24 protein-coding genes and 1 riboswitch are annotated in these 24,682 nt (G+C 64.1%); of the genes, 10 read left to right on the top strand and 14 right to left on the bottom strand.

Going from position 1 to position 24,682, the window contains the following annotated elements; all coding sequences use genetic code 11:
- Window positions 1-92: 92 nt before the first annotated feature.
- A riboswitch (cobalamin riboswitch) is annotated at window positions 93-312 on the bottom strand.
- Window positions 313-463: 151 nt separating this feature from the next.
- Window positions 464-1,042 (top strand): hypothetical protein, encoded by a 579-nt coding sequence (locus DM374_RS06695; RefSeq protein ID WP_110969170.1) that lies wholly within the window; start codon window positions 464-466, stop codon window positions 1,040-1,042.
- Between the two features lie 97 nt (window positions 1,043-1,139).
- On the top strand, window positions 1,140-2,456 hold the full coding sequence (locus tag DM374_RS06690; RefSeq protein ID WP_110969169.1) for a PQQ-dependent sugar dehydrogenase: 1,317 nt from the start codon (window positions 1,140-1,142) through the stop codon (window positions 2,454-2,456).
- Between the two features lie 6 nt (window positions 2,457-2,462).
- Here DM374_RS06690 and DM374_RS06685 read toward each other — a convergent pair whose 3' ends face one another.
- The 6 genes from DM374_RS06685 to DM374_RS06660 all read right to left on the bottom strand — a co-directional run bounded on the left by DM374_RS06685 (window position 2,463) and on the right by DM374_RS06660 (window position 7,609).
- Window positions 2,463-3,113: an O-methyltransferase gene (locus DM374_RS06685; RefSeq protein ID WP_110969168.1), complete on the bottom strand. Its 651-nt coding sequence runs from the start codon at window positions 3,111-3,113 to the stop codon at window positions 2,463-2,465.
- 17 nt (window positions 3,114-3,130) lie between these two features.
- Window positions 3,131-3,664 carry a C40 family peptidase gene (locus tag DM374_RS06680; protein WP_110969167.1) on the bottom strand — a complete coding sequence of 178 codons (534 nt, stop codon included), beginning with the start codon at window positions 3,662-3,664 and terminating at the stop codon, window positions 3,131-3,133.
- Between the two features lie 136 nt (window positions 3,665-3,800).
- Window positions 3,801-4,430 (bottom strand): C40 family peptidase, encoded by a 630-nt coding sequence (locus DM374_RS06675; RefSeq protein ID WP_110969166.1) that lies wholly within the window; start codon window positions 4,428-4,430, stop codon window positions 3,801-3,803.
- Between the two features lie 115 nt (window positions 4,431-4,545).
- Window positions 4,546-5,250: a DnaA regulatory inactivator Hda gene (gene hda, locus DM374_RS06670; protein ID WP_095155407.1), complete on the bottom strand. Its 705-nt coding sequence runs from the start codon at window positions 5,248-5,250 to the stop codon at window positions 4,546-4,548.
- Window positions 5,251-5,461: 211 nt separating this feature from the next.
- On the bottom strand, window positions 5,462-6,535 hold the full coding sequence (locus tag DM374_RS06665) for an AI-2E family transporter (RefSeq protein ID WP_110969165.1): 1,074 nt from the start codon (window positions 6,533-6,535) through the stop codon (window positions 5,462-5,464).
- A 12-nt stretch (window positions 6,536-6,547) separates the two neighbouring features.
- The gene (locus DM374_RS06660) at window positions 6,548-7,609 is read right to left on the bottom strand and encodes a DUF2066 domain-containing protein (RefSeq protein ID WP_110969164.1); all 1,062 of its coding nucleotides are present in this window, start codon (window positions 7,607-7,609) and stop codon (window positions 6,548-6,550) included.
- Window positions 7,610-7,940: 331 nt separating this feature from the next.
- Between DM374_RS06660 and purM the strand changes: the two genes are divergently transcribed.
- The 4 genes from purM (at window position 7,941) to DM374_RS06640 (ending at window position 10,860) form a co-directional block, all read left to right on the top strand.
- Complete coding sequence (gene purM, locus DM374_RS06655) at window positions 7,941-8,999, top strand: phosphoribosylformylglycinamidine cyclo-ligase (protein WP_110969163.1); 1,059 nt, start codon at window positions 7,941-7,943, stop codon at window positions 8,997-8,999.
- Window positions 8,999-9,652 carry a phosphoribosylglycinamide formyltransferase gene (gene purN / locus DM374_RS06650; RefSeq protein WP_110969162.1) on the top strand — a complete coding sequence of 218 codons (654 nt, stop codon included), beginning with the start codon at window positions 8,999-9,001 and terminating at the stop codon, window positions 9,650-9,652. The genes purM and purN overlap by 1 nt, the downstream gene beginning before the upstream one ends.
- A gap of 8 nt (window positions 9,653-9,660) precedes the next feature.
- A complete protein-coding gene (locus tag DM374_RS06645) occupies window positions 9,661-10,371 on the top strand; it encodes a DUF3108 domain-containing protein (protein WP_110969161.1) in 711 nt (236 codons plus the stop codon).
- Window positions 10,372-10,677: 306 nt separating this feature from the next.
- Complete coding sequence (locus tag DM374_RS06640; protein ID WP_110969160.1) at window positions 10,678-10,860, top strand: hypothetical protein; 183 nt, start codon at window positions 10,678-10,680, stop codon at window positions 10,858-10,860.
- Between the two features lie 48 nt (window positions 10,861-10,908).
- On the opposite strand, the gene DM374_RS06635 is transcribed toward DM374_RS06640, so the two are convergent.
- The 7 genes from DM374_RS06635 to DM374_RS06605 form a co-directional block, all read right to left on the bottom strand.
- Window positions 10,909-11,448 carry a DUF2058 domain-containing protein gene (locus DM374_RS06635; RefSeq protein ID WP_110969159.1) on the bottom strand — a complete coding sequence of 180 codons (540 nt, stop codon included), beginning with the start codon at window positions 11,446-11,448 and terminating at the stop codon, window positions 10,909-10,911.
- 28 nt (window positions 11,449-11,476) lie between these two features.
- On the bottom strand, window positions 11,477-12,307 hold the full coding sequence (mazG, locus tag DM374_RS06630) for a nucleoside triphosphate pyrophosphohydrolase (RefSeq protein WP_110969158.1): 831 nt from the start codon (window positions 12,305-12,307) through the stop codon (window positions 11,477-11,479).
- Window positions 12,308-12,373: 66 nt separating this feature from the next.
- Window positions 12,374-14,614, bottom strand: coding sequence for a GTP diphosphokinase (gene relA / locus DM374_RS06625; protein WP_095155399.1), 2,241 nt, complete (start codon window positions 14,612-14,614; stop codon window positions 12,374-12,376).
- A gap of 88 nt (window positions 14,615-14,702) precedes the next feature.
- A complete protein-coding gene (gene rlmD, locus DM374_RS06620; RefSeq protein ID WP_110969157.1) occupies window positions 14,703-16,070 on the bottom strand; it encodes a 23S rRNA (uracil(1939)-C(5))-methyltransferase RlmD in 1,368 nt (455 codons plus the stop codon).
- Entirely contained in the window at window positions 16,070-16,972 is a 903-nt protein-coding gene (gene cysM / locus DM374_RS06615) for a cysteine synthase CysM (protein ID WP_177431528.1), read from the bottom strand. Before cysM ends, rlmD begins: the two co-directional genes overlap by 1 nt.
- Before the next feature lie 94 nt (window positions 16,973-17,066).
- Entirely contained in the window at window positions 17,067-18,437 is a 1,371-nt protein-coding gene (locus DM374_RS06610; protein WP_110969155.1) for a sensor histidine kinase, read from the bottom strand.
- A gap of 1 nt (window position 18,438) precedes the next feature.
- A complete protein-coding gene (locus DM374_RS06605) occupies window positions 18,439-19,158 on the bottom strand; it encodes a response regulator transcription factor (protein WP_110969154.1) in 720 nt (239 codons plus the stop codon).
- A 203-nt stretch (window positions 19,159-19,361) separates the two neighbouring features.
- Here DM374_RS06605 and DM374_RS06600 point away from each other — a divergent pair, with 203 nt between their 5' ends.
- The 4 genes from DM374_RS06600 to DM374_RS06585 all read left to right on the top strand — a co-directional run bounded on the left by DM374_RS06600 (window position 19,362) and on the right by DM374_RS06585 (window position 24,044).
- Window positions 19,362-22,115, top strand: a complete 2,754-nt coding sequence (locus tag DM374_RS06600) for a response regulator (protein WP_110969153.1) — start codon at window positions 19,362-19,364, stop codon at window positions 22,113-22,115.
- A 67-nt stretch (window positions 22,116-22,182) separates the two neighbouring features.
- Window positions 22,183-23,172 carry a 2-hydroxyacid dehydrogenase gene (locus tag DM374_RS06595; RefSeq protein WP_110969152.1) on the top strand — a complete coding sequence of 330 codons (990 nt, stop codon included), beginning with the start codon at window positions 22,183-22,185 and terminating at the stop codon, window positions 23,170-23,172.
- Window positions 23,173-23,202: 30 nt separating this feature from the next.
- On the top strand, window positions 23,203-23,640 hold the full coding sequence (locus tag DM374_RS06590; RefSeq protein ID WP_095155392.1) for a hypothetical protein: 438 nt from the start codon (window positions 23,203-23,205) through the stop codon (window positions 23,638-23,640).
- On the top strand, window positions 23,640-24,044 hold the full coding sequence (locus DM374_RS06585) for an META domain-containing protein (protein WP_110969151.1): 405 nt from the start codon (window positions 23,640-23,642) through the stop codon (window positions 24,042-24,044). The genes DM374_RS06590 and DM374_RS06585 overlap by 1 nt, the downstream gene beginning before the upstream one ends.
- 99 nt (window positions 24,045-24,143) lie before the next feature.
- On the opposite strand, the gene DM374_RS06580 is transcribed toward DM374_RS06585, so the two are convergent.
- Window positions 24,144-24,608, bottom strand: coding sequence for a TlpA disulfide reductase family protein (locus tag DM374_RS06580; protein WP_110969150.1), 465 nt, complete (start codon window positions 24,606-24,608; stop codon window positions 24,144-24,146).
- Window positions 24,609-24,682: the final 74 nt, after the last annotated feature.

Here is a 24,682-nt window from a genome sequence, read left to right as displayed (position 1 = left end):
TGGGGGCAACGACAGATGAAGGGGTGGTGGCACACGGAACGCGCAGGAGTCGGGCGACAAGGCCCGAAAAACCGCGCATCACCCTCCGTGATGCCGTTGACTGTTTGCAGGCCGGTCTCCGGGCTCATGAGCGGATTTCAGATCCTGGCCGGGCGCCTTCCCGGGTGATGACACCCAGTGGCCATGCGCAGCCTTGACTCATTTACCGTTGCGGGGGCAGCGCCGGAATCGCACGTCTGGCGTGCTCACCGGCTTCCCTGTTTCACCCTGTCGGCCGGCGGGCCACAGAGCACCTGAAACAAGCCGCAAAGGTTAGAGGGTTGGACCCGGAGCGTCAATGAAAGGCGCCCGGTACGAGGCGACCGATGGCGTTTCTGTCGTCTTGTGCAACACTCAGTCGAGTGATATCAAAGTGCCACGGTTTTCCGCTGTACTCGTACAACAATTACGAAAGGAGAGCAGCATGCAAGGCCTGATCATCAACAATCCTCGCCTGGAATTCCTGCGCCCGGCGCTGGAGCGTTGGGGCGAATGCATCGAACGCTTCAACCAGACCCTCGGCGACAACGAAGGGCCTTACTGGCAAGGGCTCCAGGGCAACCTCGGGATACTCTCGGCGGCCATCTGGCAAGCCGAGCTGGTCACCCTTCAGGACTTCCAGAGCAAGAAGCAGCGCGACGAAGGCGAACGCGGTGCCCGCTGCGACTTGCTGATCGCCAGCCGCGATGAATCTGCGTACCTGCATGCCAGCCAGCGCTGGCCGAAGGTCGGACGGCTGGACCTGAGCCCGGCCTTGCAGGAACTCAGCGCCGGCGCGCGCAATGTCGCCTACCCGAGCCAGTTGAAGATCGCCGCGCTGTTCGCAAGCCCCTGCAAGCTGGGCCAGCATGCCAGCCCCGAAGAGTTGCAGGACCTGGTCGAGGACCTGCAAAAGCACAACGCCTGCGCCGTTGCCTGGTGTTTCCCGTATGGCTATCGAAAGCTGCACGACGAGTTCGGCCAGTACTATCCCGGGGTTGCCCTGCTGCTGAAGCAGGCCTGAGGGTCGCCGGGGCCGCCTTGCGGCACCGGCGATTGAACCTCCCTCCTCCGATCCGCCTCTGACTCCTTGTAAGGACCCGTTCCCCGAGGAGTCGCTCATGCCTTCACTACGCATCGCCCTGCTACTGGCCATCACCACCGGACTGAGCGCCTGCGGTGAAACCGCCCGGCTCCAGGTTACCGACGGCAGCGGCCCGGCACCGCAGTTGCCGGAACCGAACAAGACGCTGATCCCCACCGTCAACATCGCCCCTGCGGTCGGCTGGCCGAAAGGCGCCAAGCCGGTCGCGGCGCCCGGCACCCAGGTGGCGGCTTTTGCCAGCGGCCTGGACCATCCGCGCTGGCTGTACGTGTTGCCCAACGGCGACGTACTGGTGGCGGAAACCAACGCACCGCCAAAACCCGAGGACGGCAAGGGCATCAAGGGCTGGGTGATGAACAAGGTCATGGCCCGCGCCGGGGCTGCCGTCCCCAGCGCCAACCGTATCAGCCTGCTGCGCGATACCGACGGCGACGGCGTCGCCGAGACCCGCACGCTCTTTCTGATAAACCTCAATTCCCCATTCGGCATGACCCTGGTGGGCGACGACCTCTATGTGGCCGACACCGATCGGCTGCTGCGCTTCAAATACGAAACCGGCGCCACCGTGATCAACACGCCCGGCGAAGTCGTCGCCGAACTGCCCGGCGGCCCGCTGAACCATCACTGGACCAAGAACGTAGTTGCCAGCCGCGACGGCAAGAAGCTCTACGTCACCGTCGGTTCCAACAGCAACGTCGCCGAGAACGGCCTGGACAAGGAAGAAGGCCGCGCGGCGATCTGGGAAATCGACCCGGCCACCGGCAACCACCGGATCTTCGCCTCGGGCCTGCGCAACCCCAACGGCCTGGCCTGGGAACCGCACAGCGGGCAACTGTGGACGGCGGTGAACGAGCGTGACGAAATCGGCAGCGATCTGGTGCCGGACTACATCACCTCGGTGCGCGACGGCGGCTTCTATGGTTGGCCGTTCAGCTATTACGGCAAGCATGTGGATGTGCGCGTACAGCCGCAGGACCCGAGCCTGGTGGCCAAGGCCATCGCCCCGGACTATGCGGTCGGCCCACACACTGCGTCTCTGGGCCTGACCTTCGCCGAACCCGGCGTCCTGCCGCCGCCGTTCGACCAGGGCGCGTTCATCGGCCAGCACGGCTCCTGGAACCGCAAGCCGCACAGTGGCTACAAAGTGTTGTTCGTGCCGTTCAGTACTGCGGGCAAACCGGCTGGCAAACCGATCGACCTGCTCACCGGGTTCCTCAACGACGACGGCAAGGCCATGGGCCGGCCAGTGGGGGTGATCAACGACCAGCGTGGCGGGCTACTGGTGGCCGACGACGTGGGCAATGTGATCTGGCGGGTCAGCAAGGCGCCTTGAGGACGTTCAGCGCTTGCGACACAGCGTCAGGCCGTCACCCAGCGGCAGCAGCGACAAATCCACCCGCACATCGTCACGCAGCGCCAGGTTCAAGGCCTGGATGGCGCGGGTGTCGTCGCTGTCCGGCTGCGCCTGCAACACCCGGCCGCTCCACAAGGTGTTGTCGAACAGCACGACGCCGCCCTGGCGCAGCAGGCGCAGGGCTTCTTCCAGATAGCGTGGGTAGTTGGCCTTATCGGCATCGATGAAGATCAGGTCGAACGCGCCGTCCGCCAGTGTCGCCAGGGTGTCCAGGGCCGGACCGGGGCGCAGCTCGATGCGGCTTTCCACGCCCGCCTCCTGCCAGTAGCGGCGAGCGATGTCGTGGTAGTCGCCCGGCAGGTCGCAGCACAGCAACTCGCCGTCCGCTGGCAGGGCGTCGGCCATGCACAACGCGCTGTAGCCGGTGAAGGTGCCCACCTCGATCAACCTGCGCGCACCGCTCAAACGCACCAGCAGCGCCAGCAACTGGCCCTGCTCGGGGGCTACCTGCCAATTGGCGTTCGGCCGCGCGGCGGTTTCAGCGCGCAGGCGCGCGAGCAACGGCGTCTCGCGCAGGGAGACGCGCCGGAGGTAATCGTAGAGGGCATCGTCGAGGTAAAGCGTCTGACCGGTCATCGCTTACCTCGACGTAATCAGGGGTTGTGCGCCAGATGGTTGCCTTGCAGCACGCGCTTGGCGTTGAGGTAGGACTTTTGCCAGTAGTTGTTCGACAGATAGTCCAACCGCACCGTCCCGCCCGTGGACGGCGCATGGACGAAACGCCCTTCGCCGACATAAATGCCCGCATGGTTGACCTGGCTGCCACCGTTGGTGGCGAAGAACACCAGGTCACCGGACTGCAAGGCATCGCGGGACACGTTCGGGGCGCCCATGACGATCATCTCGCGGGTCGAGCGCGGCAAGGCGATGCCCGCGGCGTCACGGTAGACGTAGCCAATCAGGCCACTGCAATCGAAACCGGCATCCGGCGTGTTGCCACCCCAGCGATAGGGCGTGCCCACCAGGCCAAGCGCGCGGAACAGCACATCTTCGGCAACCGGGGAGAAATACACCTGAGGAGAAGTGAACGCCGGCTGGACCACCTGGGGCGGGGTCGGGGCGTGGCTGGAACAGGCACTGATCAGTGCCGCCAGGGACAATACCGCTAAGCGCGCCATTATCGACATCGTCAGAACATCCTGTCTGAAGCTGCCCGGCTGGATGCCGGCAAAGTGGTGAGAATCAAGATTAGACGCTTTCTGTAAACACGCACGGCGACGAGCTTTTCAGCATCGTCGCCGTGTACATGACGCTACGAAGGAATCAGTTGCGCGAGAGCGTGGTCGGTGCCATTGCCAGCGCGCGCTTGGCTTCGATGAACGTCTTGCTCCAGTAGCGATCGCCGAGGCTGTCGATACGCACGCCACCGCTGCGACGGCTGCTGGAGTGAATGAACTGGTTGTCGCCGAGGTAGATACCGGCGTGGCTGACGCGACCGCGGCCGTTGGTGCTGAAGAACAGCAGATCACCCGGCTTGAGGTTGTTGCGCGAGACCAGCGGGGCATCGACGTTGATCATTTCGCGGGTAGAACGCGGCAGGTTCATGCCGGCTTCTTCGCGGAACAGATAACCGATGAAGCCACTGCAATCGAAGCCCGACTGCTCGGAGGTGCCACCGAAGCGGTAGCGGGTACCGATCAGCGCCATGCCACGTTCGAGGATGCTGTCAGCCAGCACGGGCAGTTGGTAAGGCTTGGAAGTGGAGAACTGTTCCAGTTCCTGCTCTGTGGCCAGCTCTTCTTCAAACACCGAAACGTCGGCGGAAGGCTGGGTGGCAACTTTGGCAGCGATGGAACTGTGATCCTGCTGTTGCGAAACCGGGCTGTGGGCAGCGCAGCCGAAAAGCAGCGTCACGAGTGCGAGGGGCACGAGGGGTGCGAAGCGATTTAGCATGGGCACGACCGTGTCTGGAATTCAAAGAAGCCGAGACTATGCCTTCTATCGATTCGATTTGCAAATTCAATCGAAAAAAATGTGACTTTTATGTGCCGAGGCTCTGGGACGCTGTTTACCAGCCCAACGTCTCTTTCAAAAACGGGATGGTCAGCTTGCGTTGCGCCTGCAGCGATGCCTGATCGAGGCGTTCCAGCAGGTCGAACAGTGCGCTCATGCTGCGAGTTCCGCGGGTGAGAATGAAGTGCCCGACCTCGTCGGTCATGTGCAGCCCGCGACGCGAAGCCCGTAATTGCAGGGCGCGCAGCTTGTCTTCGTCGGACAGTGCACGCATCTGGAAAATCAGCGCCATGGTCAGGCGCGACTTGAGGTCGGCGAGTTTGATCGGCAGTTCGCGCGGCGAGCTGGAGGCCGCGATCAACAGGCGCCGGCCGCTGTCACGCAGGCGGTTGAACAGGTGGAACATCGCCTCTTCCCACTCTGGCTTGCCGGCGATGGTCTGCAGGTCGTCGATGCAGACCAGTTCGTACTGTTCGAGGTGATCCAGGAGTTCGACGCCACGGTCGAGCAATTGCGCCAGAGGCAAGTAGACCGCCGGCTCGCCCATCTGCTCGAAACGCAAACAGGCCGCCTGCAACAGGTGGGTACGTCCGACGCCCTGCTTGCCCCACAGGTAGATCAGGCTCTCGGTCCAGCCGGCGTCGGCTTCGCAGAGTCGCTCGACATAGCCCAGTGCGGCGGCGTTGGCACCCGGATAGTAGTTGATGAAGGTGGCGTCATCACGCAGACGCACACCCAGGGGCAACTGGATCGGTTTCATGCTGGCTGGGCGGTTGCGAGGAACCGCAAAGGGCCCTTGGTAAAAGTCTGCAAAGTCTATACCCGTGACGTCGGTCGCACAATGAGCGAAGACCACAAGGAAAATCAAAGGCTTGCGCTAGAAGCTGCAAGCGGCAAGTTACAAGCGGCAAGAAAGAGCAAATGCAGCGTGGATTGCCCTTTCTTGTCACTTGCAGCTTGATGCTTGCCGCTTAAAGGTCGGGGTCTATTTTCTCGCCATACATGTCCGACCTTTTATAGAAGTCGTGCGCATGACGCAGCAGCACCATGATCACCGCCGCCGCCGGCAACGCCAGCAAGACACCGGTGAATCCGAACAGCTCACCACCAGCAAGGATCGCGAAGATCACCGCCACCGGGTGCAGGCCGATGCGGTCGCCCACCAACAGCGGCGTGAGCACCATGCCTTCGAGCATCTGGCCGATCATGAACACCGCTGCGATCCCCAGCAGCGGATAGATGTCGCCGCCGAACTGGAACAGCCCCGCGACCATCGCCGCGCCAATGCCGATGATGAATCCCATGTACGGCACAATGGCCGCCAACCCCGCCAACAGGCCAATCAGCAAGCCCAGTTCGAGGCCCACCAGCATCAGCCCCGCCGCGTAGATGACGCCCAGCGCAAGCATCACCAGCAACTGGCCGCGGACGAAGGCGCCAAGCACTTCATGGCACTCCCCCGCCAGCCCCACCACCTGCTCCTCACGCTGACGCGGCAGCAGGCTGCGCAGCTTGGCCATCATCAGATCCCAGTCGCGCAGCAGGTAGAAGCCCACCACCGGGATCAGCACCAGGTTGGCCAGCCAGCCGAGCAGCGCCAAGCCCGACGCGGTCGCCTGGGCCAGCACTGCGCCGACGATATCGGTGGTCTGCCCCATGTGCGCGCCAATCGCCGCCTTGACCTTGTCGAACTTCCAGAAGCCGTCGGCCAGCCCCAGCTTGGCCTGCACCCAAGGCAGGGCCGCATGCTCCAGCCAGTCGAGCATCTGCGGCGTCAGTTCATAGAGGCGCACAAGCTGCTTGGCCAGCATCGGGATCAGCACCAGCAGCATCGTCAGCATAATCAAGCTGAACAGGGTGAAGACCACCACCACGCCCGCCGTGCGCGAGAGGCCCGCGCGCTCCAGGCGATCAACCAGCGGGTCGGCCAGATAAGCCAGGAGAATCCCGACAAGAAACGGCGACAGGATTCCGTGCAGCAAATACAGCAGCACGACCAGGAGAAACACCGCGCCGAGCCACATCCAGCGGCGTACATCTATCATCACCACGACTCCTTACCAGCGAAAACGCAGACCGTTGAACGGTGCGGGGGCCGGAGCAGGCGCGGCGCCAGAGGCGTCCGCGGGCGCCGCCGGGTTGGTGACCGGTGCGACCGGAGCGGCTTCGGCAGGAATCTCCTGCAAGCGTGCCAGCCCCAGTTGCGCGCGCAACTGATCGGCGGTGGCGGTGGCCTCCCAGGTCATGACATCGCCCTGGACTTCGGTGATGCGCCCGCCGAACGGCTCCAGCACACGGCCCAGTTCGGCATAACGCTCCAGATTGACGCCCTGCACCTGGATCGCCTGCTCGCTGCTGGCACCCGGCCGGACAACGAAACGCGGCGCCAGCCGCTGGCTCACCGCCAACATCACGGCATCGGCCAAAGCGGCCTGGTCGGCGCCCTCGACCTTGCCCTGCTCGCGCTGGTCACCCAGCCACAGGCGCCATGTGCCGGTCCATTTACCTTCGGCCTCGGTAGCATGCACAGCCAGCAGCGCATCGGCCCCGTAGCGCCCGGATGCTGCTTTGAGCGGCGCCGGATCGGTGCCTTCGAGATTCTTCGCGGTGGCCACCAGTTGTTCGTCGAGGTCACCCAATGGCAGGCGCAGTGGCAAACCGCGGTGCTGGGCGGCGCGGCGCAGGGGGTCGGCAGCGCCCTGGCCGTCACCGACCAGGTTCGAGCCGTCGGTACCGTCATTCAGCCACCAGCCGAGAATTGCCGGACGATTGTTGCCCCATAGCGCCAAACCCGCCTTGCGCAGCGCACGTTCGGTGCTGCCCGGGTCAAATTCCACCAGCAGCGTCTCTGGCGGCCCAGCCTCGGTACCGAACTGGCTGATGATCTGTTGCGGGTCCTTGCGAAGCTCCGCAAGACCCGGGTTCTGCGGCGCCTTCGGGTCGCCGGTCAGGCGCAGTACCAAGGTGTCCAGCGCGGCCTGGGTCGCCTGGGCACGTGCTTCGGCGCCCTGCCCGCTGACCGGTTCACGAACCTGATACAGCCCACTGACGGTCTCGGCCTGAGCGGCGAGACCGAATAGCGCAACACAGCAACCGAACAGATAAGAACGCAAACGCATGAAGGATTCCTGTCCAGATAAAGGAAGAAGTGAAAGGTGACGCGTGAAGCCCAGACCCGCGCCGCAGCGCAAAATTCATTCATGGGCCGGTGTTTCCCTTCCTATACCTTATACAGGCCGTGACAAGGCAACCACCCGCGCGCAGAGAATCGATGTTTTTCACCGGATTCAGGTCCAGCCCGTCGGCCTGAGGATGGCCGCTGCCGGGCAACCCTGATAAAATCGCGCGCCTTCGCAGACCGCCGACGGTCAGGCAGGCGGATCTTTTTCCCCGCTCCCTGGCAGGTCACGGTCGATTCCCCCGAATCCCTCCCCCCTAAAGGCCTGGATCATGAGCAAGCAACCCTCCCTGAGCTACAAGGACGCCGGTGTAGACATCGACGCCGGTGAAGCATTGGTCGAACGCATCAAAGGCGTCGCCAAGCGCACCGCGCGCCCCGAAGTCATGGGCGGCCTGGGCGGTTTTGGCGCCCTCTGTGAAATCCCGGCCGGCTACAAACAGCCGGTTCTGGTCTCGGGCACCGACGGTGTCGGCACCAAGCTGCGTCTGGCATTGAACCTGAACAAGCACGACAGCATCGGCCAGGACCTGGTCGCCATGTGCGTCAACGACCTGGTGGTCTGCGGCGCCGAGCCGCTGTTCTTCCTCGACTACTACGCCACCGGCAAGCTGAACGTCGACGTTGCCGCCACCGTGGTCACCGGCATCGGCGCCGGCTGCGAACTGGCTGGCTGCTCGCTGGTCGGCGGTGAAACCGCTGAAATGCCTGGTATGTACGAAGGCGAAGACTATGACCTGGCCGGCTTCTGCGTAGGTGTGGTCGAGAAAGCCGAGATCATCGACGGTTCCAAAGTTGCCACTGGCGACGCCCTGATCGCCCTGCCGTCCTCCGGCCCGCACTCCAACGGCTACTCGCTGATCCGCAAGATCATCGAAGTCTCCGGCGCCGACATCGAGCAAGTCCAGCTCGACGGCACCCCGCTGACCGAACTGCTGATGGCCCCGACCCGCATCTACGTCAAGCCGCTGCTGAAGCTGATCAAAGACACCGGCGCAGTCAAGGCGATGGCCCACATCACCGGTGGCGGCCTGCTGGACAATATCCCGCGCGTACTGCCAAAAGGCGCACAGGCCGTGGTTGATGTCGCGAGCTGGGAACGCCCAGCGGTCTTCGACTGGCTGCAAGCGCAAGGCAACGTCGACGAGCACGAAATGCACCGCGTTCTGAACTGCGGCGTCGGCATGGTCATCTGCGTTGCCCAGGACAAGGTCGAAACTGCCCTGAACGTCCTGCGCGAAGCCGGTGAGCAGCCATGGGTGATCGGCCAGATCGGCGTCGCCGCCGAAGGCGCTGCCCAGGTCGAGCTGAAGAACCTCAAGGCGCACTGATGCCAAGCAAGACCTGCGATGTCGTGGTGTTGCTGTCGGGTTCCGGCAGCAACCTGCAAGCCCTGATCGACAGCGCCCGTGCCGGGGATTCCCCGGTACGGATCCGCGCCGTGATTTCCAACCGCGCCGATGCCTACGGCCTGCAGCGCGCCCGTGATGCCGGTATCGACACCGCCGTGCTCGACCACAAGGGCTACGACGGCCGCGAAGCCTTCGATCAGGCCCTGATCGAATGCATCGACGCCTTCTCGCCGCAACTGGTGGTCCTGGCCGGGTTCATGCGCATCCTCAGCGGCGGTTTCGTCCGTCATTACGAGGGGCGCCTGCTCAACATCCATCCGTCCCTGCTGCCCAAGTACAAGGGCCTGCACACCCATCAGCGGGCGCTGGAAGCCGGTGACCACGAGCATGGCTGCAGCGTGCACTTCGTCACCGAGGAACTCGATGGCGGACCGCTGGTCGTACAGGCAGTCATTCCGGTGGCGCCGGATGACACGCCAGAGACACTGGCGCACAGGGTTCACAGCCAGGAACATCAGATTTACCCGCTGGCGGTGCGCTGGTTCGCCGAAGGCCGTTTGCGCCTGGGCGAGCACGGTGCTCTACTGGACGGCCAGCCACTGGCGGCCAGCGGCCACTTGATACGACCCTAGGAGATTTTATGCGTCGCGCCCTGCTCTTCGCCCTCGCCGTGCTCGCGCTGCCGCTTCAGGCAGCCGACCTGAAACCGTTCTCGGCCAGCTACACCGCCGACTGGAAGCAACTGCCCATGAGCGGCACCGCTGAACGCAGCCTGGAAAAGAACGCCAACGGCACCTGGAGCCTGAACTTCAAGGCTTCGATGATGATCGCCAGCCTGACCGAGCAAAGCACCCTGAGCCTGGACAAGGACACCCTGCTGCCGCAGAGCTACCACTTCGAACGTGGCGGCCTGGGCAAGGCGAAGAAAGTCGACCTGGACTTCGACTGGTCGACCAAGATGATCACCGGCACCGACCGTGGTGACGCCGTCAAGCTGCCGCTCAACCGCGGCGTGCTGGACAAGTCTTCCTATCAGTTGGCGCTGCAGCATGACGTCGCCGCCGGCAAGAAGAGCGTGAGCTACCAGGTTGTGGATGGCGACGAGATCGACACCTACGACTTCCGCGTGCTCGGCACCGAGAAAGTCACCACCCGTACCGGCCAGGTCGATGCGGTGAAGGTCGAGCGCGTACGCGACCCGAGCCAGAGCAAGCGCATCACCGAGCTGTGGTTCGCCAAGGACTGGGACTTCCTGCTGGTGCAACTGCGCCAGGTCGAGACCGACGGCAAGGAATACGTGATCGTGCTGCAGGACGGTACGGTCAATGGCAAGGCGGTCAAGGGCAACTGACCGACCTGCTTGCCGGCAACACCCGAAACCCCGCCTTGTGCGTAATGCCAGTCAGTTAGGCCAGTTGGGCCCTTCGCGAGCAAGCTCGCTCCTACACGGTAGGAGCGAGCTTGCTCGCGAAGGGCCCTAATCGCTTTAACTGACAGGCATTAGCCTTGTGCGGGGTTTTCTTTTGCCTGCGGTGCGGTTCCCCAGCCAACCATGAAACATCTTTCATGGCCCTTTTAATTTACTTAGCCAGCTAACAAACCCTATAAAAGAGTCCTGCGACAGAGTGCCGCAGTTAACCGGATTTGGAGTTTGCACATGACTGTCAAAGTAACTGAGCGCGACGAATCGAAACTGTCCCATGAAGGCGTGGCCGCTGGCGTGCGCATCTGGGATGTGCACCAGCAGGACCAACTGGTCGGCATGTTCCACAACGAAAACGATGCCCACCACTACCGCATGGAACTGGAAATCTGGGAGTCCCGGCAGACGAAGTCCTGACCCGCTCCCCAGAAAGCACAAACCCCGCCGAGGCGGGGTTTGTCGTTGTTACCACATCAGGTCGTCCGGGATGACGTAGGCGGCGTACGGATCGTCGGCATCCGGTTCTTCCACCTGGGTGTTGAGCAACAGGATGCGCTGGGGATCGCGCTCCTGGATCTTCACCGCCGCTTCCCGCGGGATGATCTCGTAACCGCCGCCATGGGCGACGATGGCCAGCGAGCCACTGCTCAGCTTGCTGCGCACCAGGGCGTTGACCGCGATGCGCTTGACCTTCTTGTCGTCGACGAAGTTGTAGTAGTCCTCGGTGTTCAACTTCGGCAAGCGGGACACGTCGATCAATTGCTTGACCTGCGCGGCACGGGCCTTCTGCTCGGCCTTCTCCTGCTGCTGGCGGTTGAGTTCCTGGTCACGCGCGGCCTTCTCGGCCATCGCGTCCTTGGCCAGACGCTGCTGGCTGTCGTCGACCTCGACCTGGCCTTTTTGCTCCAGGCGTTTCTGTTTCTTCTGGTCTTTATTGACCTGCTTGACCTGCTTCTGGTTGACCAGACCGGCTTTGAGCAATTGGTCGCGAAGGGAAAGGCTCATTGATGTTCACTCACTTAATGCAAACAGCTCAGCCGCAGCTGGGCAGGTTCTTTTCCTGACGCTTGGCTTCGCCCCAGAGCGCGTCCAAGTCTTCGAGGGTGCAATCTTCAATCGGACGACCTATGTCGCGCAATGCCTGCTCGATAAAACGGAAGCGTCGTTCGAACTTGGCGTTGGCGCCACGCAGGGCGTTTTCCGGATCGAGCTTCAGGTGCCGAGCCAGGTTGACGGTGGCGAACAGCAGGTCGCCGACCTCGTCGGCCATCGCCGCCGCGTCTCCGTCAGCCATGGCTTCGAGCACTTCGTCCAGTTCTTCGCGGACCTTGTCCAGCACCGGCAGCGGTCCCGGCCAGTCGAAACCGACCTGAGCCGCGCGCTTCTGCAACTTGGCCGCGCGGGACAAGGCCGGCAGCGCCGCCGGCACATCGTCGAGCAGGGAAAGCTGCTCGGGCACGCTTTTCTCGGCGCGCTCCTCGGCCTTGATTTCTTCCCAGCGTTGCTTGACCTGTTCTTCATCCAGCAACGGGGTGTCCAGCGGCGCATACAGCTCGCCGGTGGGGAAGACATGAGGGTGACGGCGGATCAGCTTGCGGGTGATGCTGTCGATCACCCCGGCAAATTCGAAACGCCCTTCCTCCCGCGCCAGTTGGCTGTAATAGACCACCTGGAACAGCAGGTCGCCGAGCTCGCCCTGCAGGTGCTCGAAGTCACCGCGCTCGATGGCATCGGCCACTTCATAGGCTTCTTCGAGGGTGTGCGGGACGATGCTCGCATAATTCTGTTTGAGGTCCCACGGGCAGCCGTATTGCGGGTCGCGCAGGCGGGCCATGAGGTGCAGCAGATCGTCCAGGGTGTACATCGTCGGCTCTCGTCTGGCAGATAAAACCTCACCGCCCGCCCCGGTCTCCAGAGCGGGCGGCGGGTATCAAGGCGTGCGGTTGCGGCGGGTCTCGATGATGTTCGGCAACTGCGAGATGCGCCCGAGCAAGCGCCCGAGGGCGTCCAGGCCGGGGATCTCGATGGTCAGCGACATCAGCGCGGTGTTGTCTTCCTTGTTCGAGCGGGTATTCACCGCCAGTACGTTGATCCGCTCGTTGAGCAGGACCTGGGAGACGTCACGCAGCAAGCCCGGACGGTCGTAGGCACGAATGACGATATCCACCGGGTAGGTTTGCACCGGCACCGGACCCCAGCTGACCTGAATGATCCGCTCCGGCTCGCGCCCGGACAGTTGCAGCACCGAGGCGCAGTCCTGACGGTGGATGGTCACGCCGCGGCCTTGGGTGATGTAGCCAACGATTGCGTCGCCGGGCAACGGCTGGCAGCAACCGGCCATCTGCGTCAGCAGGTTGCCGACGCCCTGGATCTGGATGTCGCCGCGCTTGCCGGGCTTGTAGCCGGTGGCCTTGCGGGTGATCAGTTCGACTTCTTCGATGCGCTCCGGCTCGACCAGTTGCTGCGCCGCGTTGACCAGATGGGCCAGGCGCAGGTCACCGGCACCGAGGGACGCGAACATGTCTTCGGCAGCCTTGAGGTTGGCCTTCTCGGCCAGCCGTTCGAAGTCCACCTGCGGCAAGCCGAGGCGACTCAGTTCGCGTTCGAGCAGGGTCTTGCCGGCAGCGACGTTCTGGTCGCGGGCCTGCAGCTTGAACCAATGGACGATCTTCGCCCGCGCCCGCGAAGTGGTGACGTAGCCGAGGTTCGAGTTCAGCCAGTCGCGGCTCGGGTTACCGTGCTTGCTGGTGATGATCTCGACCTGCTCGCCGGTCTGCAGGCTGTAGTTGAGCGGCACGATGCGCCCGTTGATCTTGGCGCCACGGCAGTTGTGGCCGATCTCGGTGTGTACGCGGTAGGCGAAGTCCAGCGGCGTGGCGCCCTTGGGCAGGTCGATGGCGTGGCCATCGGGGGTGAACACGTAGACCCGGTCAGGCTCGATATCGACCCGCAGTTGCTCGGCGAGGCCGCCGATGTCGCCCAGTTCCTCGTGCCACTCCAGCACCTGACGCAGCCAGGAGATTTTCTCTTCGTAGTGGTTGGAGCCGGACTTGACGTCGGTGCCCTTGTAGCGCCAGTGCGCGCAGACGCCGAGTTCGGCTTCCTCGTGCATGGAATGGGTGCGGATCTGCACTTCCAGCACCTTGCCCTCAGGGCCGATCACCGCTGTATGCAGCGAGCGGTAGCCGTTCTCCTTGGGGTTGGCGATGTAGTCGTCGAATTCCTTGGGAATGTGTCGCCAGAGGGTGTGGACGATCCCGAGCGCGGTGTAGCAGTCGCGCATTTCCGGGACCAGCACGCGCACCGCGCGCACGTCGTAGATCTGGCTGAACTCCAGGCCCTTGCGCTGCATTTTGCGCCAGATCGAGTAGATGTGCTTGGCCCGGCCGCTGATGTCGGCCTTGACCCCGGTGGCCAGCAGCTCGTTCTGCAACTGGCTCATCACGTCGCTGATGAAGCGCTCGCGATCCAGCCGCCGCTCGTGCAGCAACTTGGCGATCTGTTTGTATTGCTCCGGCTCGAGGTAGCGGAAGGACAAGTCTTCCAGCTCCCACTTGATATGGCCGATGCCCAGTCGATGGGCAAGCGGCGCATAGATGTCGAAGACTTCGCGGGCGACCCGGTTGCGTTTCTCGTCATCGGCGCCTTTCACTGCGCGGATCGCGCAGGTCCGCTCGGCCAGCTTGATCAGTGCGACCCGGACGTCGTCGACCATGGCCACAAGCATCTTGCGCAGGTTTTCCACCTGTGCCTGGGAGCCCAGCACCAGCGAATGGCGCGGGTTGAGACTGTCGGTGATGGCCGCCATGCGCAGCACGCCATCGACCAGCTTGGCCACCACCGCGCCGAAACGCTGGCCGACTTCGGCCAGGGTGGTCCTGCCTTCGCGCACCGCGCGATAGATCACCGCGGCAACCAGCGAGTCCTGGTCAAGCTTGAGGTCGGCGAGGATCTCGGCGATCTCCAGGCCAGCCTGGAAGCTCGAGGTGCCGTCGGCCCAGGAATGCTTCGCCTGGTTGCCCTTCTTCTCGACGTCCAGCGCGAACTCGCAGGCAACCTTGAGGGCTTGCCGGTCCAGCGCCGCGTCGACGCTGACCACATGATCCAGCCATGCATCGAGATTGATACTGCCGTCGGTGTTGACCGGCTGGTGCACTCTCACCTGTACCATCTTTGTTTACCTTTCCCTACAGCGCATCCGTGATGCGCTTGAAAACACGGGTGCCGTTCCGCCAGATCAGAGAACGCACACCGGGCGATCAGCGACGCTGATCCACCTCGAACAACGCCATGGCCTCGACATGCGCGGTCTGCGGAAACATGTCGAGGATCCCGGCCCTTTTTAACCGGTAACCCTGCTTGACCAACTCGAGCGTATCGCGGGCCAGGGTCGCCGGATTGCACGACACATAGACCAGCCTTTTTGCACCCAGTGCGGCGATATTTCTCACCGCTTCGTAGGCACCGTCCCGAGGTGGATCCAAGAGTACCGCAGAAAACCCCTCGGCCGCCCAACCAGACGCACTCAAGGGTTGGGATAAATCCGCCTGAAAAAAGCGAACATTATTCAAATTGTTGCTACGGGCATTGGCCGCGGCGCGGTCGACCATCACCTGCACACCTTCCACCGCCACCACTTCAGCGGCCTGCTGCGCCAGCGGCAGGGCGAAATTGCCGAGGCCGCAGAACAAGTCCAGAACCCGCTCGTCAGGTTGCACCGCGAGCCAGTCCAGGGCTTGTTCGATCATCGCCGTATTGACCCCGGCATTGACCTGAACGAAGTCACCGGGCCGATACGCCAGCTCCAGCTTCCACGGCTCCAGGACAAAGCCCAGGGATGCATCCGACTCTACCGGAGCAGGTTCGCCCTCGCCTTGCAGCCAGAGTTGTACACCCGCCTCACTACAGAACGCCCGCAGGCGCGCCAGATCAGCGTCGGCCAGCGCAGCGGTGTGGCGCACCAGCATGGCCAGCGCGGTACCGGCGAAGAGCTCGACGTGCCCGACCACCCGTGGCTTGTCCAGACTCTGCAACAGCATCGGCAGGTGACGCATCACCGACTGCAAGGGCTGTACCAGCACCGGGCAGTCTTCGATGGCAACGATGTCCTGACTGGCTTCAGCGCGGAAACCAACTTCCAGCTTCGCCGCGCGTTGATCCCAGCGCACCGCCACCCGTGCACGGCGGCGGTAGCCGAATTCCGGCCCACTCAGCGGCGCGGCCCATTGCTCCGGCACGACGCCAGCGACCCGCTGCAACTGCTCGGCGAGCAGGCGCTGTTTGAGATCGAGCTGGTCGGCATGGGGCAGGTGTTGCAGGTTGCAGCCGCCGCAACGGGCGAAGTGCCGGCACGGCGCCTCGCGGCGCAGCGGGCTCGGACTGAAGACCCGCTCCAGGCGCGCCTCGACCACCTTGCCGTGGGCATTGAGCACACGCGCCTCGACCTCTTCGCCGGCCAGCGCACCACTGACGAACCAGGTGCGGCCTTCGAAGAAGGCGATGCCACGGCCATCCCCGGCCAGGCGCTCGATCGTCAGGCGCTGTTTCTTGCCCGCAGGAACCTGGGGCGTGCGGCTACCGCCGGCCGGCTGGAAGCGCAGGCCGCCGTTACGTTTGGCTTTGGACATCAGCGATCCGCGTCGAAAATGCCGGTCGACAGATAGCGGTCGCCACGGTCACAGATGATCGCCACCATCACCGCGTTTTCCACTTCGCGGGACAGGCGCAGCATCGCCGCCACCGCCCCACCGGAAGACACGCCGCAGAAAATGCCCTCTTCGCGTGCCAGGCGGCGGGTGGTTTCCTCGGCTTCGCTCTGGGCCATGTCAACCACGCGGTCAACACGCTCGGCCTCGAAGATCGAAGGCAGGTATTCGTGGGGCCAGCGACGGATGCCCGGGATCGCCGAGCCTTCCATCGGTTGCAGGCCGACGATCTGGATGTTCGGGTTCTGCTCCTTGAGGTACCGCGAGCAACCCATGATGGTGCCGGTGGTGCCCATGGAACTGACGAAGTGGGTGATGCCGCCTTCCGTCTGGCGCCAGATCTCCGGGCCGGTACTGACGTAATGGGCCTCGGGATTGTCGCCGTTGCCGAACTGGTCCAGGACCAGGCCGCGGCCTTCATCGCGCAGACGCTCGGCCAGGTCGCGAGCCCCCTCCATGCCCTCTTCCTTGCTGACCAGGATCAGCTCGGCGCCGTAGGCGGTCATCGCGGCCTTGCGTTCGGCACTGGAGTTGTCGGGCATGATCAGGATCATCTTGTAGCCCTTGATCGCCGCCGCCATCGCCAACGCAATGCCGGTGTTGCCCGAAGTGGCCTCGATCAGGGTATCGCCCGGCTTGATCTGACCGCGCAGCTCGGCACGGGTGATCATCGACAGCGCCGGACGGTCCTTGACCGAACCCGCCGGGTTGTTGCCTTCGAGTTTCAACAGGAGGGTATTGCTGGTGTCGCCCGCCATGCGTTGCAAGCGAACCAGGGGGGTGTTGCCGACGCAATCGGCGATGGTGGGGTACTGCAAGGTCATGGCGTTTTCGCAATCCAGACTGCCGGGGTCGCCTATCATACCGGCAATCCGCCCGGCTCCATATCACGCAATGTGCGGGGCTTATAGCAGATAGCTATAACTCCTGATCGGCGCTCGGTGGCTTCGCCGCCTGCAGGCGAATGTTCAAACGCAGCCCGCGCCCGCTGTTCTGCGCCCACAAACGCCCGCCCTGCCGCTGCACGGCGTTGCGCGCGATGCTCAGGCCCAGGCCGAAGCCGCCGTCGCCGGGACGCGAGCCATCGAGCCGGGTAAAGGCGGCGAAGATCCGCTCCAGTTCCGCCTCATCCACGCCGCCGCCCTGGTCTTCCAGCCAGAGCAGCCAGTGCTCGCCCTGGCGCTGGCCGCCGAGACGAATCTGGCCTGCGGCGGGCGAATGACGAATGGCATTGCGCAAGATGTTCTCCAGCGCCTGCGCCAGGCTGTTGAGGTTGCCGAGCACCCAGCAGCCGCCATCCAGGCTGCAGTGCAATTGCTCACGCGGCCAGCCGCTCTCGAAGCAGGCATCCTCCACCAGCATCTCCCACAGCGCCTGGACTTCGATCGGCTCGCACGCCAGCGGCGCCCGCTCGGCATCCAGCCAGGCCAGTTGCAGGGCGTCTTCCACCAGCCGCTGCATGCACTCCACTTCCCGCCCCAGCCGCTCGCGCAGGGCAGGCAGGTCCTGCTCGCTGTCGCTGGCGACTTGCAGGCGGCTCAGGGGCGTGCGCAGTTCATGGGACAGGTCGCGCAGCAACTGCTGCTGCAACGTGACCGTGCCTTGCAGGCGCTCGGCCATATCATCGAAGGCGCGTCCCAGCTCGCCAAACTCGTCATGACGGCTGGTGGTGGCGCTGGCCACGCGGGCGGTCAACTGCTCCGCGCGCCAGGCATTGGCCTGGTCGCGCAACTGATGGAGCGGGCGAATCAGCATGCGGTACAGGCCGACGCAGAACAGAAACGTCAGCACACCCGGAATCAGGCCGCTGGTGACCAGCCGCCAGAACACCAGGTTCCAGTGGTCGGGAATCAGCCGCTGGGGCAGCTCGATCACCAGGCTGCCGAGGGCCGAGTCGCCGGGGAACGGCACGCGCATCCAGGGCAAGGTGGTGGAGTGACGGCTGACCGGACGCTCCACGCCACGCAGGTTGGTGAGGTGTTCGGTTTCGGCGTCGGTCAGCGGCAGGCTGCCCAGCGATTGCAGGTCGGGGCCGATCACGCTGATAAACCCGCTCTCGCGTTCGCGCATGTCGGTCAGCCAGGCATCGATGCCGGTCGTACCGTTGCGGATCAGGGCCTGCTCGGCTTCGGCGGCATAGGCTTCCAGCAGGGCCCGGGCTTGCGGCGCAAGATATGCGTTGCGCACTTCCATGTGCCGGCCCCAGGACAGGCTCAAACCGATCAGCAACAGGCAGAAACCCACCAGGAGAATGGCCAGTTTCCAGAACAGTGAATGTCGATTGGGCAACTCAGTGATCCTCGCCGGCGCTCAGGACATAGCCCTGGCCCCAGACGGTGCGGACCTGCCGCTCGTGATAACCGATGGCCTTGAGCTTGCGGCGAATCTGGCTGACATGCATATCCAGGCTGCGGTCGTGGCGCGCGTAGCCACGCTGCAGAACATGCTGATAAAGGAAGGCCTTGCTTAGCACCTCATCGAGGCTGCGGTGCAGAGTGTCGAGCAACCGGTATTCGCTGGGGGTCAGGCCCGCCGCCTGACCACCGTGACGCACATCGCAAGCCTCGTCGTCGAACACCAGCTCGCCAGCGGCGGCCTGCACCACCACCGGTGGATGCCGCCGCTCCAGCGCCACGCGGCGCAGGATGGCTTCGATACGCACGCGCAACTCGGCCATGCTGAACGGCTTGGGAAGGTAATCGTCGGCGCCGCGCTGAAACCCGGTAATGCGATCCGCCTCGGCGCCCAGCGCCGACATCATGATCACCGGGGTGCTGCTGCGTTCGCGCAACTGCATCAGCGCATCGAGCCCGGTCATGCCCGGCAGCAGGATGTCCATCAACACCACGTCGAAATGCCGCTGGCGCGCCTGTTCCAGGCCGTCACGACCGTTGCGGCACCAGGTGACGAGGAAGCCACTGCGCTCCAGTTGCTCGTGCAGATAGGCCCCCAGCACCGGGTCGTCTTCGATGGCGAGGATGCTGGGGTTGCGGATGACGGCGGGATTCATTGGCGGCTGCTAGCAATTCTCAATCGCGCGATTATTGAGCATTGCTCTCCCCCAGGCAACCAGACCTGGGTAGAAGTGCCAGCTCACCCGACCAGAGACAAATAAGTGCAATACACCGGCAGTCGCGGTAGTTTTCTTCCCTGGTCCTGTCGGTACAACCCGACAGCGAACCTCCAGCGCAACGCAGACACAGGAGATCGGGCGTGCTGAATCGTTTTGGAATCAGGACTCGCGTACTGCTGCTGGCCGTCGTTCCCGCCGCGACCATGGCGCTGGTACTGGGCGGCTATTTCACGTGGGTGCAACAAAACGAATTGCAGACCCAACTGCTCCAGCGCGGGCGGATGGTCGCCGAGAGCCTGGCCCCACTGGTGGCGCCGGCCCTGGCGCGCAAGGACCGTCCGCAACTGGAGCGCATCGCCACCCAGACCCTGGAACAGCCCGACGTGCGTGCGGTGTCGTTCCTCTCCCCAGACCGCGGTAGCCTGGCCCACGCCGGCCCGAGCATGCTCAACCTGCCGCCCGCCGGTGGCGGAACCCAACTGCTGCAACGCTCCGGCAGCGATGCGACCCGTTACCTGCTGCCGGTGTTCGGCCGTCACCGCGACCTTGCCGACGACCCCGTACCCCAGGAAGTCGACCGCTTGCTCGGCTGGGTGGAAATCGAGGTATCCCACGGCGGCACGCTGCTGCGCGGCTACCGCAGCCTGTTCGCCAGCCTGTTGTTGATCCTGATCGGACTGATGGGCACTACCCTGCTGGCGCTGCGCATGAGCCGGGCGATCAATGGCCCGATCGGGCAGATCAAGCACGCGGTCAGCCAGCTCAAGGACGGCAACCTGGAAGAGCGCCTGCCGAATATGGGCAGCTACGAGCTGGACGAACTGGCGGGCGGCATCAACCGCATGGCCGAGACCCTGCACAACGCCCACGAAGAACTGCAACACAGCATCGACCAGGCCACCGAAGACGTGCGGCAGAACCTGGAAACCATCGAGATCCAGAACATCGAGCTGGACATGGCGCGCAAGGAGGCCCTGGAAGCCAGCCGGATCAAGTCCGAATTCCTCGCCAACATGAGCCATGAAATCCGTACGCCGCTCAACGGCATCCTCGGTTTTACCCACCTGTTGCAGAAAAGCGAGCTGACCCCGCGCCAGCTCGATTACCTGGGCACCATCGAAAAATCCGCCGACAGCCTGCTCGGCATCATCAACGAGATTCTCGACTTCTCGAAGATCGAGGCCGGCAAGCTGGTGCTGGAGAGCATCCCGTTCAACCTGCGTGACCTGATCCAGGACACCCTGACCATCCTCGCTCCGGCCGCCCACGCCAAACAGCTCGAACTGGTCAGCCTGGTCTACCGCGACACGCCGCTGTCGCTGGTGGGCGACCCGCTGCGGCTGAAGCAGATCCTCACCAATCTGGTCAGCAACGCCATCAAGTTCACCCGCGAGGGCACCATCGTCGCCCGCGCCATGCTCGAAGACGAAACCGACGACAGCGTGCAACTGCGCATCAGCATCCAGGACACCGGCATCGGCCTGTCGGCGCAGGACGTGCGGGCGCTGTTCCAGGCCTTCAGCCAGGCCGACAACTCGCTGTCGCGGCAACCCGGCGGCACCGGCCTGGGGCTGGTGATTTCCAAGCGCCTGATCGAGCAGATGGGCGGCGAGATCGGCGTCGACAGCACGCCGGGCGAAGGCTCGCAGTTCTGGGTCAGCCTGAACCTGCCGAAGGCCCGCGACACCATCGAAGACCAGCCGCTGCCGATTCTTCAAGGCCGGCGCACCGCCATCGTCGACAATCACGAGTTGGCACTTCAAGCCCTTGAGCATCAACTGGAAGACTGCGGGCTGAACGTCACCACCTTCAATTCTCCCGAACACCTGCTCAGCGGCGTCGAGGCCGCGCGGCTCGCCGGCCAGCGGTTCGAACTGGCGGTGCTCGGGGTCAACCTGCATGACTTGCCGCCGGAGCGGCTAGGCCAGTTGATCCAGCGTCTTGAGCATTTCGCCTGCCAGGCCCTGGTGCTTTGCCCGACCACCGAACAAACGCTGTATCACCCCTTCCTGCCCAACGCCCACGGCCAGCTCTACGCCAAGCCGGCCTGCACGCGCAAACTGCGCCGGGCGCTGCTGGAACTCATCCAGCCACGGCGCAGCAACAACGAGATCAAGGCGCCACCGGGCCAGCGTCTGCCCAAAGTGCTCTGCGTCGATGACAACCCGGCCAACCTGCTGCTGGTGCAGACTCTGCTGGAAGACCTCGGCGCCGAAGTGCTCGCCGTGGACTGCGGCGCCTCGGCGATCAAGGCGGTGCAGCAGGACAGCTTCGACCTGGTGCTGATGGACGTGCAGATGCCGGGCATGGACGGTCGCGAGTGCACCGAGCAGATCCGCCGCTGGGAAGCCGGCCAGGGTGGCCAGGCGCTGCCCATCGTGGCGCTCACCGCCCACGCCATGGCCAACGAAAAACGCGCCTTGCTGCACAGCGGCATGGATGACTACCTGACCAAGCCGATCAGCGATCGACAACTGGCCCAGGTGGTGCAGAAATGGACCGGTTTGCCGGTCAGCCTCAACCGCACCGAACGCCAGGCCGAGCCGTACCACGGCGGCAGCGAACTGAGGGTGCTGGACCCGGATGAAGGCTTGCGCCTGGCCGCCGGCAAACCGGACCTGGCCGCCGACATGCTGGCGATGTTGCTGGCGTCGCTGGAGTCCGATCGCCTGGCGATCCGTGCCGCCCGCGATGCCGATGACCGCGCCGCGACCATCGAGCGGGTCCACCGTCTCAATGGCGCGACGCGCTACTGTGGCGTGCCGCAATTGCGCGCTGCCTGCCAGCGCAGCGAAACCCTGCTCAAGCAGGACGATCCGGAGGCGCCGCAGTCGCTGGACGAACTGGAACGGGCCATCGACCGCCTGACCTGGGCCGCGCGCCAGAGCGCCTGACCTGGGGCAAAGCTGTTTTTGCCGGCTTGGCTACACTGGCGCCATTCGATCGATCGGGAGCATGACCATGCGTGCCTTGTTTTTCAGCAGCCAGGCCTATGACCAGGACAGTTTCAACGCCGCCGCGGCGGTGCCGGACCTGGAGCTGCACTTCCAGCCCGGCCGCCTGACCGAGGACACTTCCGCCCTGGCTGCCGGCCATGAGGTGGTCTGCGCCTTCATCAACGACGACCTGTCCGCGCCGGTGCTGGAGCGCCTGGCGGCGGGCGGCACGCGGCTGATCGCGTTGCGTTCAGCGGGCTATAACCATGTCGACCTGCCCGCCGCCCGACGCCTGGGCCTGACCGTGGTGCGGGTGCCGGCCTATTCACCCCACGCCGTGGCCGAACATGCGGTCGCTCTGATCCTGGCGCTGAACCGGCGCCTGCACCGCGCCTACAACCGCACCCGCGAAGGCGATTTCAGCCTGCACGGCCTGACCGGCTTCGACCTGCACGGCAAGACCGTCGGCGTGGTCGGCACCGGCCAGATCGGCCTGGCCTTTGCCCGCATCATGGCCGGCTTCGGCTGCCAGTTGCTGGCCTACGACCCGTATCCCAACCCCGAGGTGCAAGCCCTCGGCGCCCGCTACCTGCCCCTCGACGAGCTGCTGCGCGAGTCGCGCATCATCAGCCTGCACTGCCCGCTGACACCGCAGACCAAACACCTGATCAACCCGCGCAGCCTGGCCGACCTGCAGCCGGGCGCGATGCTGATCAACACCGGCCGCGGCGCGCTGGTGGACACGCCAGCGCTGATCGAAGCGCTGAAAAGCGGCCAACTCGGCTACCTGGGCCTGGATGTCTATGAAGAAGAAGCGCAGATTTTCTTCGAAGACCGCTCCGACCTGCCGCTGCAGGATGACGTGCTGGCGCGGCTGCTGACCTTCCCCAACGTGATCATCACCGCGCACCAGGCGTTCCTCACCCGCGAGGCGCTGGCCGCCATTGCCGGCACCACCCTGGACAACATTGCCCGGTGGATGGTCGGCCAGCCGCAGAATCTGGTGGAGGGATGAGGTAGGATACGCGGCAAATTTGGAGGCCCCATGGTCGAACACGATTTCCGCTACACCCTCTTCAACCCGCAACACACCCTGATCGAATGCCGCGCGCTGGTGCCGGGCCGTTACCAGGTCACTGGCAACGGCGGCTCGATCCAGAAAGGCGACGTCCTGCTGGTCACCCTCAAGGGCAGCAAGACCTTGTCGATGCGCCTGACCGTCGACAGCGTCCGCCACCTGATCAACCCGAGCGGCCAGTGGGTCGCGGTGGCCACGGGTCCGGTCTTCGGCGAGCTGGCGATTCATCAGTGGCAGGTTAACTGTGACAGCTGCGAAGCGACCCTCGACTTCGAGTTCGCCGTCGACGCCAAGCTGGGCAAGAAAGCCCAGCAACCGGCCGCCGTGGCGCGCGTTGCCGAGCTGGGCTGGAGCACCAAGGGCGACAAGCACCAGTGCCCGAAATGCCGGGAGCAGGCGCGGTAATGAACAGGATTCTGTTGAGCGGACTGGTCGCTGCGGCCCTCGCGGGTTGCGCGGCCGAGCCGATGAAACTGGAGCAGGAACGCAGCTACGTGCTGGAGTGGATCGGTGAACGACCGCTGATGGACTACAGCCACCTGACCCTGACCCTCGCCGCGGATGGCCGGGCCTACGGCAATGCCGGCTGCAACCACTGGTTCGCGCCGTACACCCTGGAAGGCAGCACGCTGAGCTTCGGCGCCGTGGGCAGCACCCGCAAACTGTGTGCCCCGGCATTGATGGAGCAGGAAAAACGCTTCCTGCAGGCATTGACCACGGTCCAGCGCTGGGACATCTCGCCGATCGAGCAGGTCAGGTTCTGGCCCGCCGAAGGCAAGCCGCTGCGCTTCTGGCCTGAAGAAGGCTAAGCCCGGCCTGCCCAAAGCCCTTGTAGGAGTGAGCTTGCTCGCGAAGGACTGAGTTGCCGCCCATCGCGAGCAAGCTCGCTCCTACAGGAATGGCCTTAATCAAGCGCCCTTGAGCGCCTTGATCTTCTCCACCAACCCCGCCTCTGTCTGCTCGCCCATCAACTGCTCCCGTACCTTGCCTTTGTCGTCGATGATGTAAGTCACCGGCAGCGCTTCGCTGCGTGGCAGGTCATAGCGCTCGGCGGGATCTTCGGCCAGCACGGTGAAACCGATGCCCATGGCTTCACTGGCCTTCTTCAGTTCCTCGCCCTGCAAACCGTCGAAATTCACCCCGACCACGGTCACGCCCTGGGGCTGCCATTCTTTTGCGAAGTGGTTCAGTTCGGGAATCTCGACGCGGCACGGGCTGCACCATTCCGCCCAGTAGTTGAGCACTACCCAGCGTCCGTCGAGTTGTTCGGCTTTCACCGTGTTGCCGTTCTGGTCGAGGCCGTAGTCCGCACCGCAGCCACCGAGCAGCAGGCTCGCGGTGATGGCCAGGGCTGCTGCCAAACGCCTTGTCATGGGTCAATCCTTCTTCAAGATTCAAGCAAAATGCCAATACGCTGCGGTTAGAATACCCGCCACTCACAGCCAGA

Source organism: Pseudomonas huaxiensis, from assembly GCF_003231275.1.
Classification (GTDB): Bacteria; Pseudomonadota; Gammaproteobacteria; order Pseudomonadales; family Pseudomonadaceae; genus Aquipseudomonas; species Aquipseudomonas huaxiensis.
The sequence above is the reverse complement of the archived record's forward strand: the minus strand, read 5'-3'. Positions and strand labels throughout refer to the sequence as shown.

Excerpts from the sequence above, each read along its gene's own strand:
- DM374_RS06590 (WP_095155392.1), top strand. The coding sequence starts at position 23,203 with ATGGTCGAACACGATTTCCGCTACACCCTCTTCAACCCGCAACACACC.
- DM374_RS06680 (WP_110969167.1), bottom strand. The coding sequence starts at position 3,664 with ATGTCGATAATGGCGCGCTTAGCGGTATTGTCCCTGGCGGCACTGATC.
- relA (WP_095155399.1), bottom strand. The coding sequence starts at position 14,614 with ATGGTACAGGTGAGAGTGCACCAGCCGGTCAACACCGACGGCAGTATC.
- cysM (WP_177431528.1), bottom strand. The coding sequence starts at position 16,972 with ATGACCTTGCAGTACCCCACCATCGCCGATTGCGTCGGCAACACCCCC.
- DM374_RS06675 (WP_110969166.1), bottom strand. The coding sequence starts at position 4,430 with ATGCTAAATCGCTTCGCACCCCTCGTGCCCCTCGCACTCGTGACGCTG.
- purN (WP_110969162.1), top strand. The coding sequence starts at position 8,999 with ATGCCAAGCAAGACCTGCGATGTCGTGGTGTTGCTGTCGGGTTCCGGC.
- DM374_RS06685 (WP_110969168.1), bottom strand. The coding sequence starts at position 3,113 with ATGACCGGTCAGACGCTTTACCTCGACGATGCCCTCTACGATTACCTC.
- hda (WP_095155407.1), bottom strand. The coding sequence starts at position 5,250 with ATGAAACCGATCCAGTTGCCCCTGGGTGTGCGTCTGCGTGATGACGCC.
- DM374_RS06695 (WP_110969170.1), top strand. The coding sequence starts at position 464 with ATGCAAGGCCTGATCATCAACAATCCTCGCCTGGAATTCCTGCGCCCG.
- DM374_RS06690 (WP_110969169.1), top strand. The coding sequence starts at position 1,140 with ATGCCTTCACTACGCATCGCCCTGCTACTGGCCATCACCACCGGACTG.
- DM374_RS06635 (WP_110969159.1), bottom strand. The coding sequence starts at position 11,448 with ATGAGCCTTTCCCTTCGCGACCAATTGCTCAAAGCCGGTCTGGTCAAC.
- DM374_RS06605 (WP_110969154.1), bottom strand. The coding sequence starts at position 19,158 with ATGAATCCCGCCGTCATCCGCAACCCCAGCATCCTCGCCATCGAAGAC.
- purM (WP_110969163.1), top strand. The coding sequence starts at position 7,941 with ATGAGCAAGCAACCCTCCCTGAGCTACAAGGACGCCGGTGTAGACATC.
- DM374_RS06660 (WP_110969164.1), bottom strand. The coding sequence starts at position 7,609 with ATGCGTTTGCGTTCTTATCTGTTCGGTTGCTGTGTTGCGCTATTCGGT.
- rlmD (WP_110969157.1), bottom strand. The coding sequence starts at position 16,070 with ATGTCCAAAGCCAAACGTAACGGCGGCCTGCGCTTCCAGCCGGCCGGC.
- DM374_RS06640 (WP_110969160.1), top strand. The coding sequence starts at position 10,678 with ATGACTGTCAAAGTAACTGAGCGCGACGAATCGAAACTGTCCCATGAA.
- DM374_RS06645 (WP_110969161.1), top strand. The coding sequence starts at position 9,661 with ATGCGTCGCGCCCTGCTCTTCGCCCTCGCCGTGCTCGCGCTGCCGCTT.
- DM374_RS06665 (WP_110969165.1), bottom strand. The coding sequence starts at position 6,535 with ATGATAGATGTACGCCGCTGGATGTGGCTCGGCGCGGTGTTTCTCCTG.
- DM374_RS06585 (WP_110969151.1), top strand. The coding sequence starts at position 23,640 with ATGAACAGGATTCTGTTGAGCGGACTGGTCGCTGCGGCCCTCGCGGGT.
- mazG (WP_110969158.1), bottom strand. The coding sequence starts at position 12,307 with ATGTACACCCTGGACGATCTGCTGCACCTCATGGCCCGCCTGCGCGAC.
- DM374_RS06595 (WP_110969152.1), top strand. The coding sequence starts at position 22,183 with ATGCGTGCCTTGTTTTTCAGCAGCCAGGCCTATGACCAGGACAGTTTC.
- DM374_RS06580 (WP_110969150.1), bottom strand. The coding sequence starts at position 24,608 with ATGACAAGGCGTTTGGCAGCAGCCCTGGCCATCACCGCGAGCCTGCTG.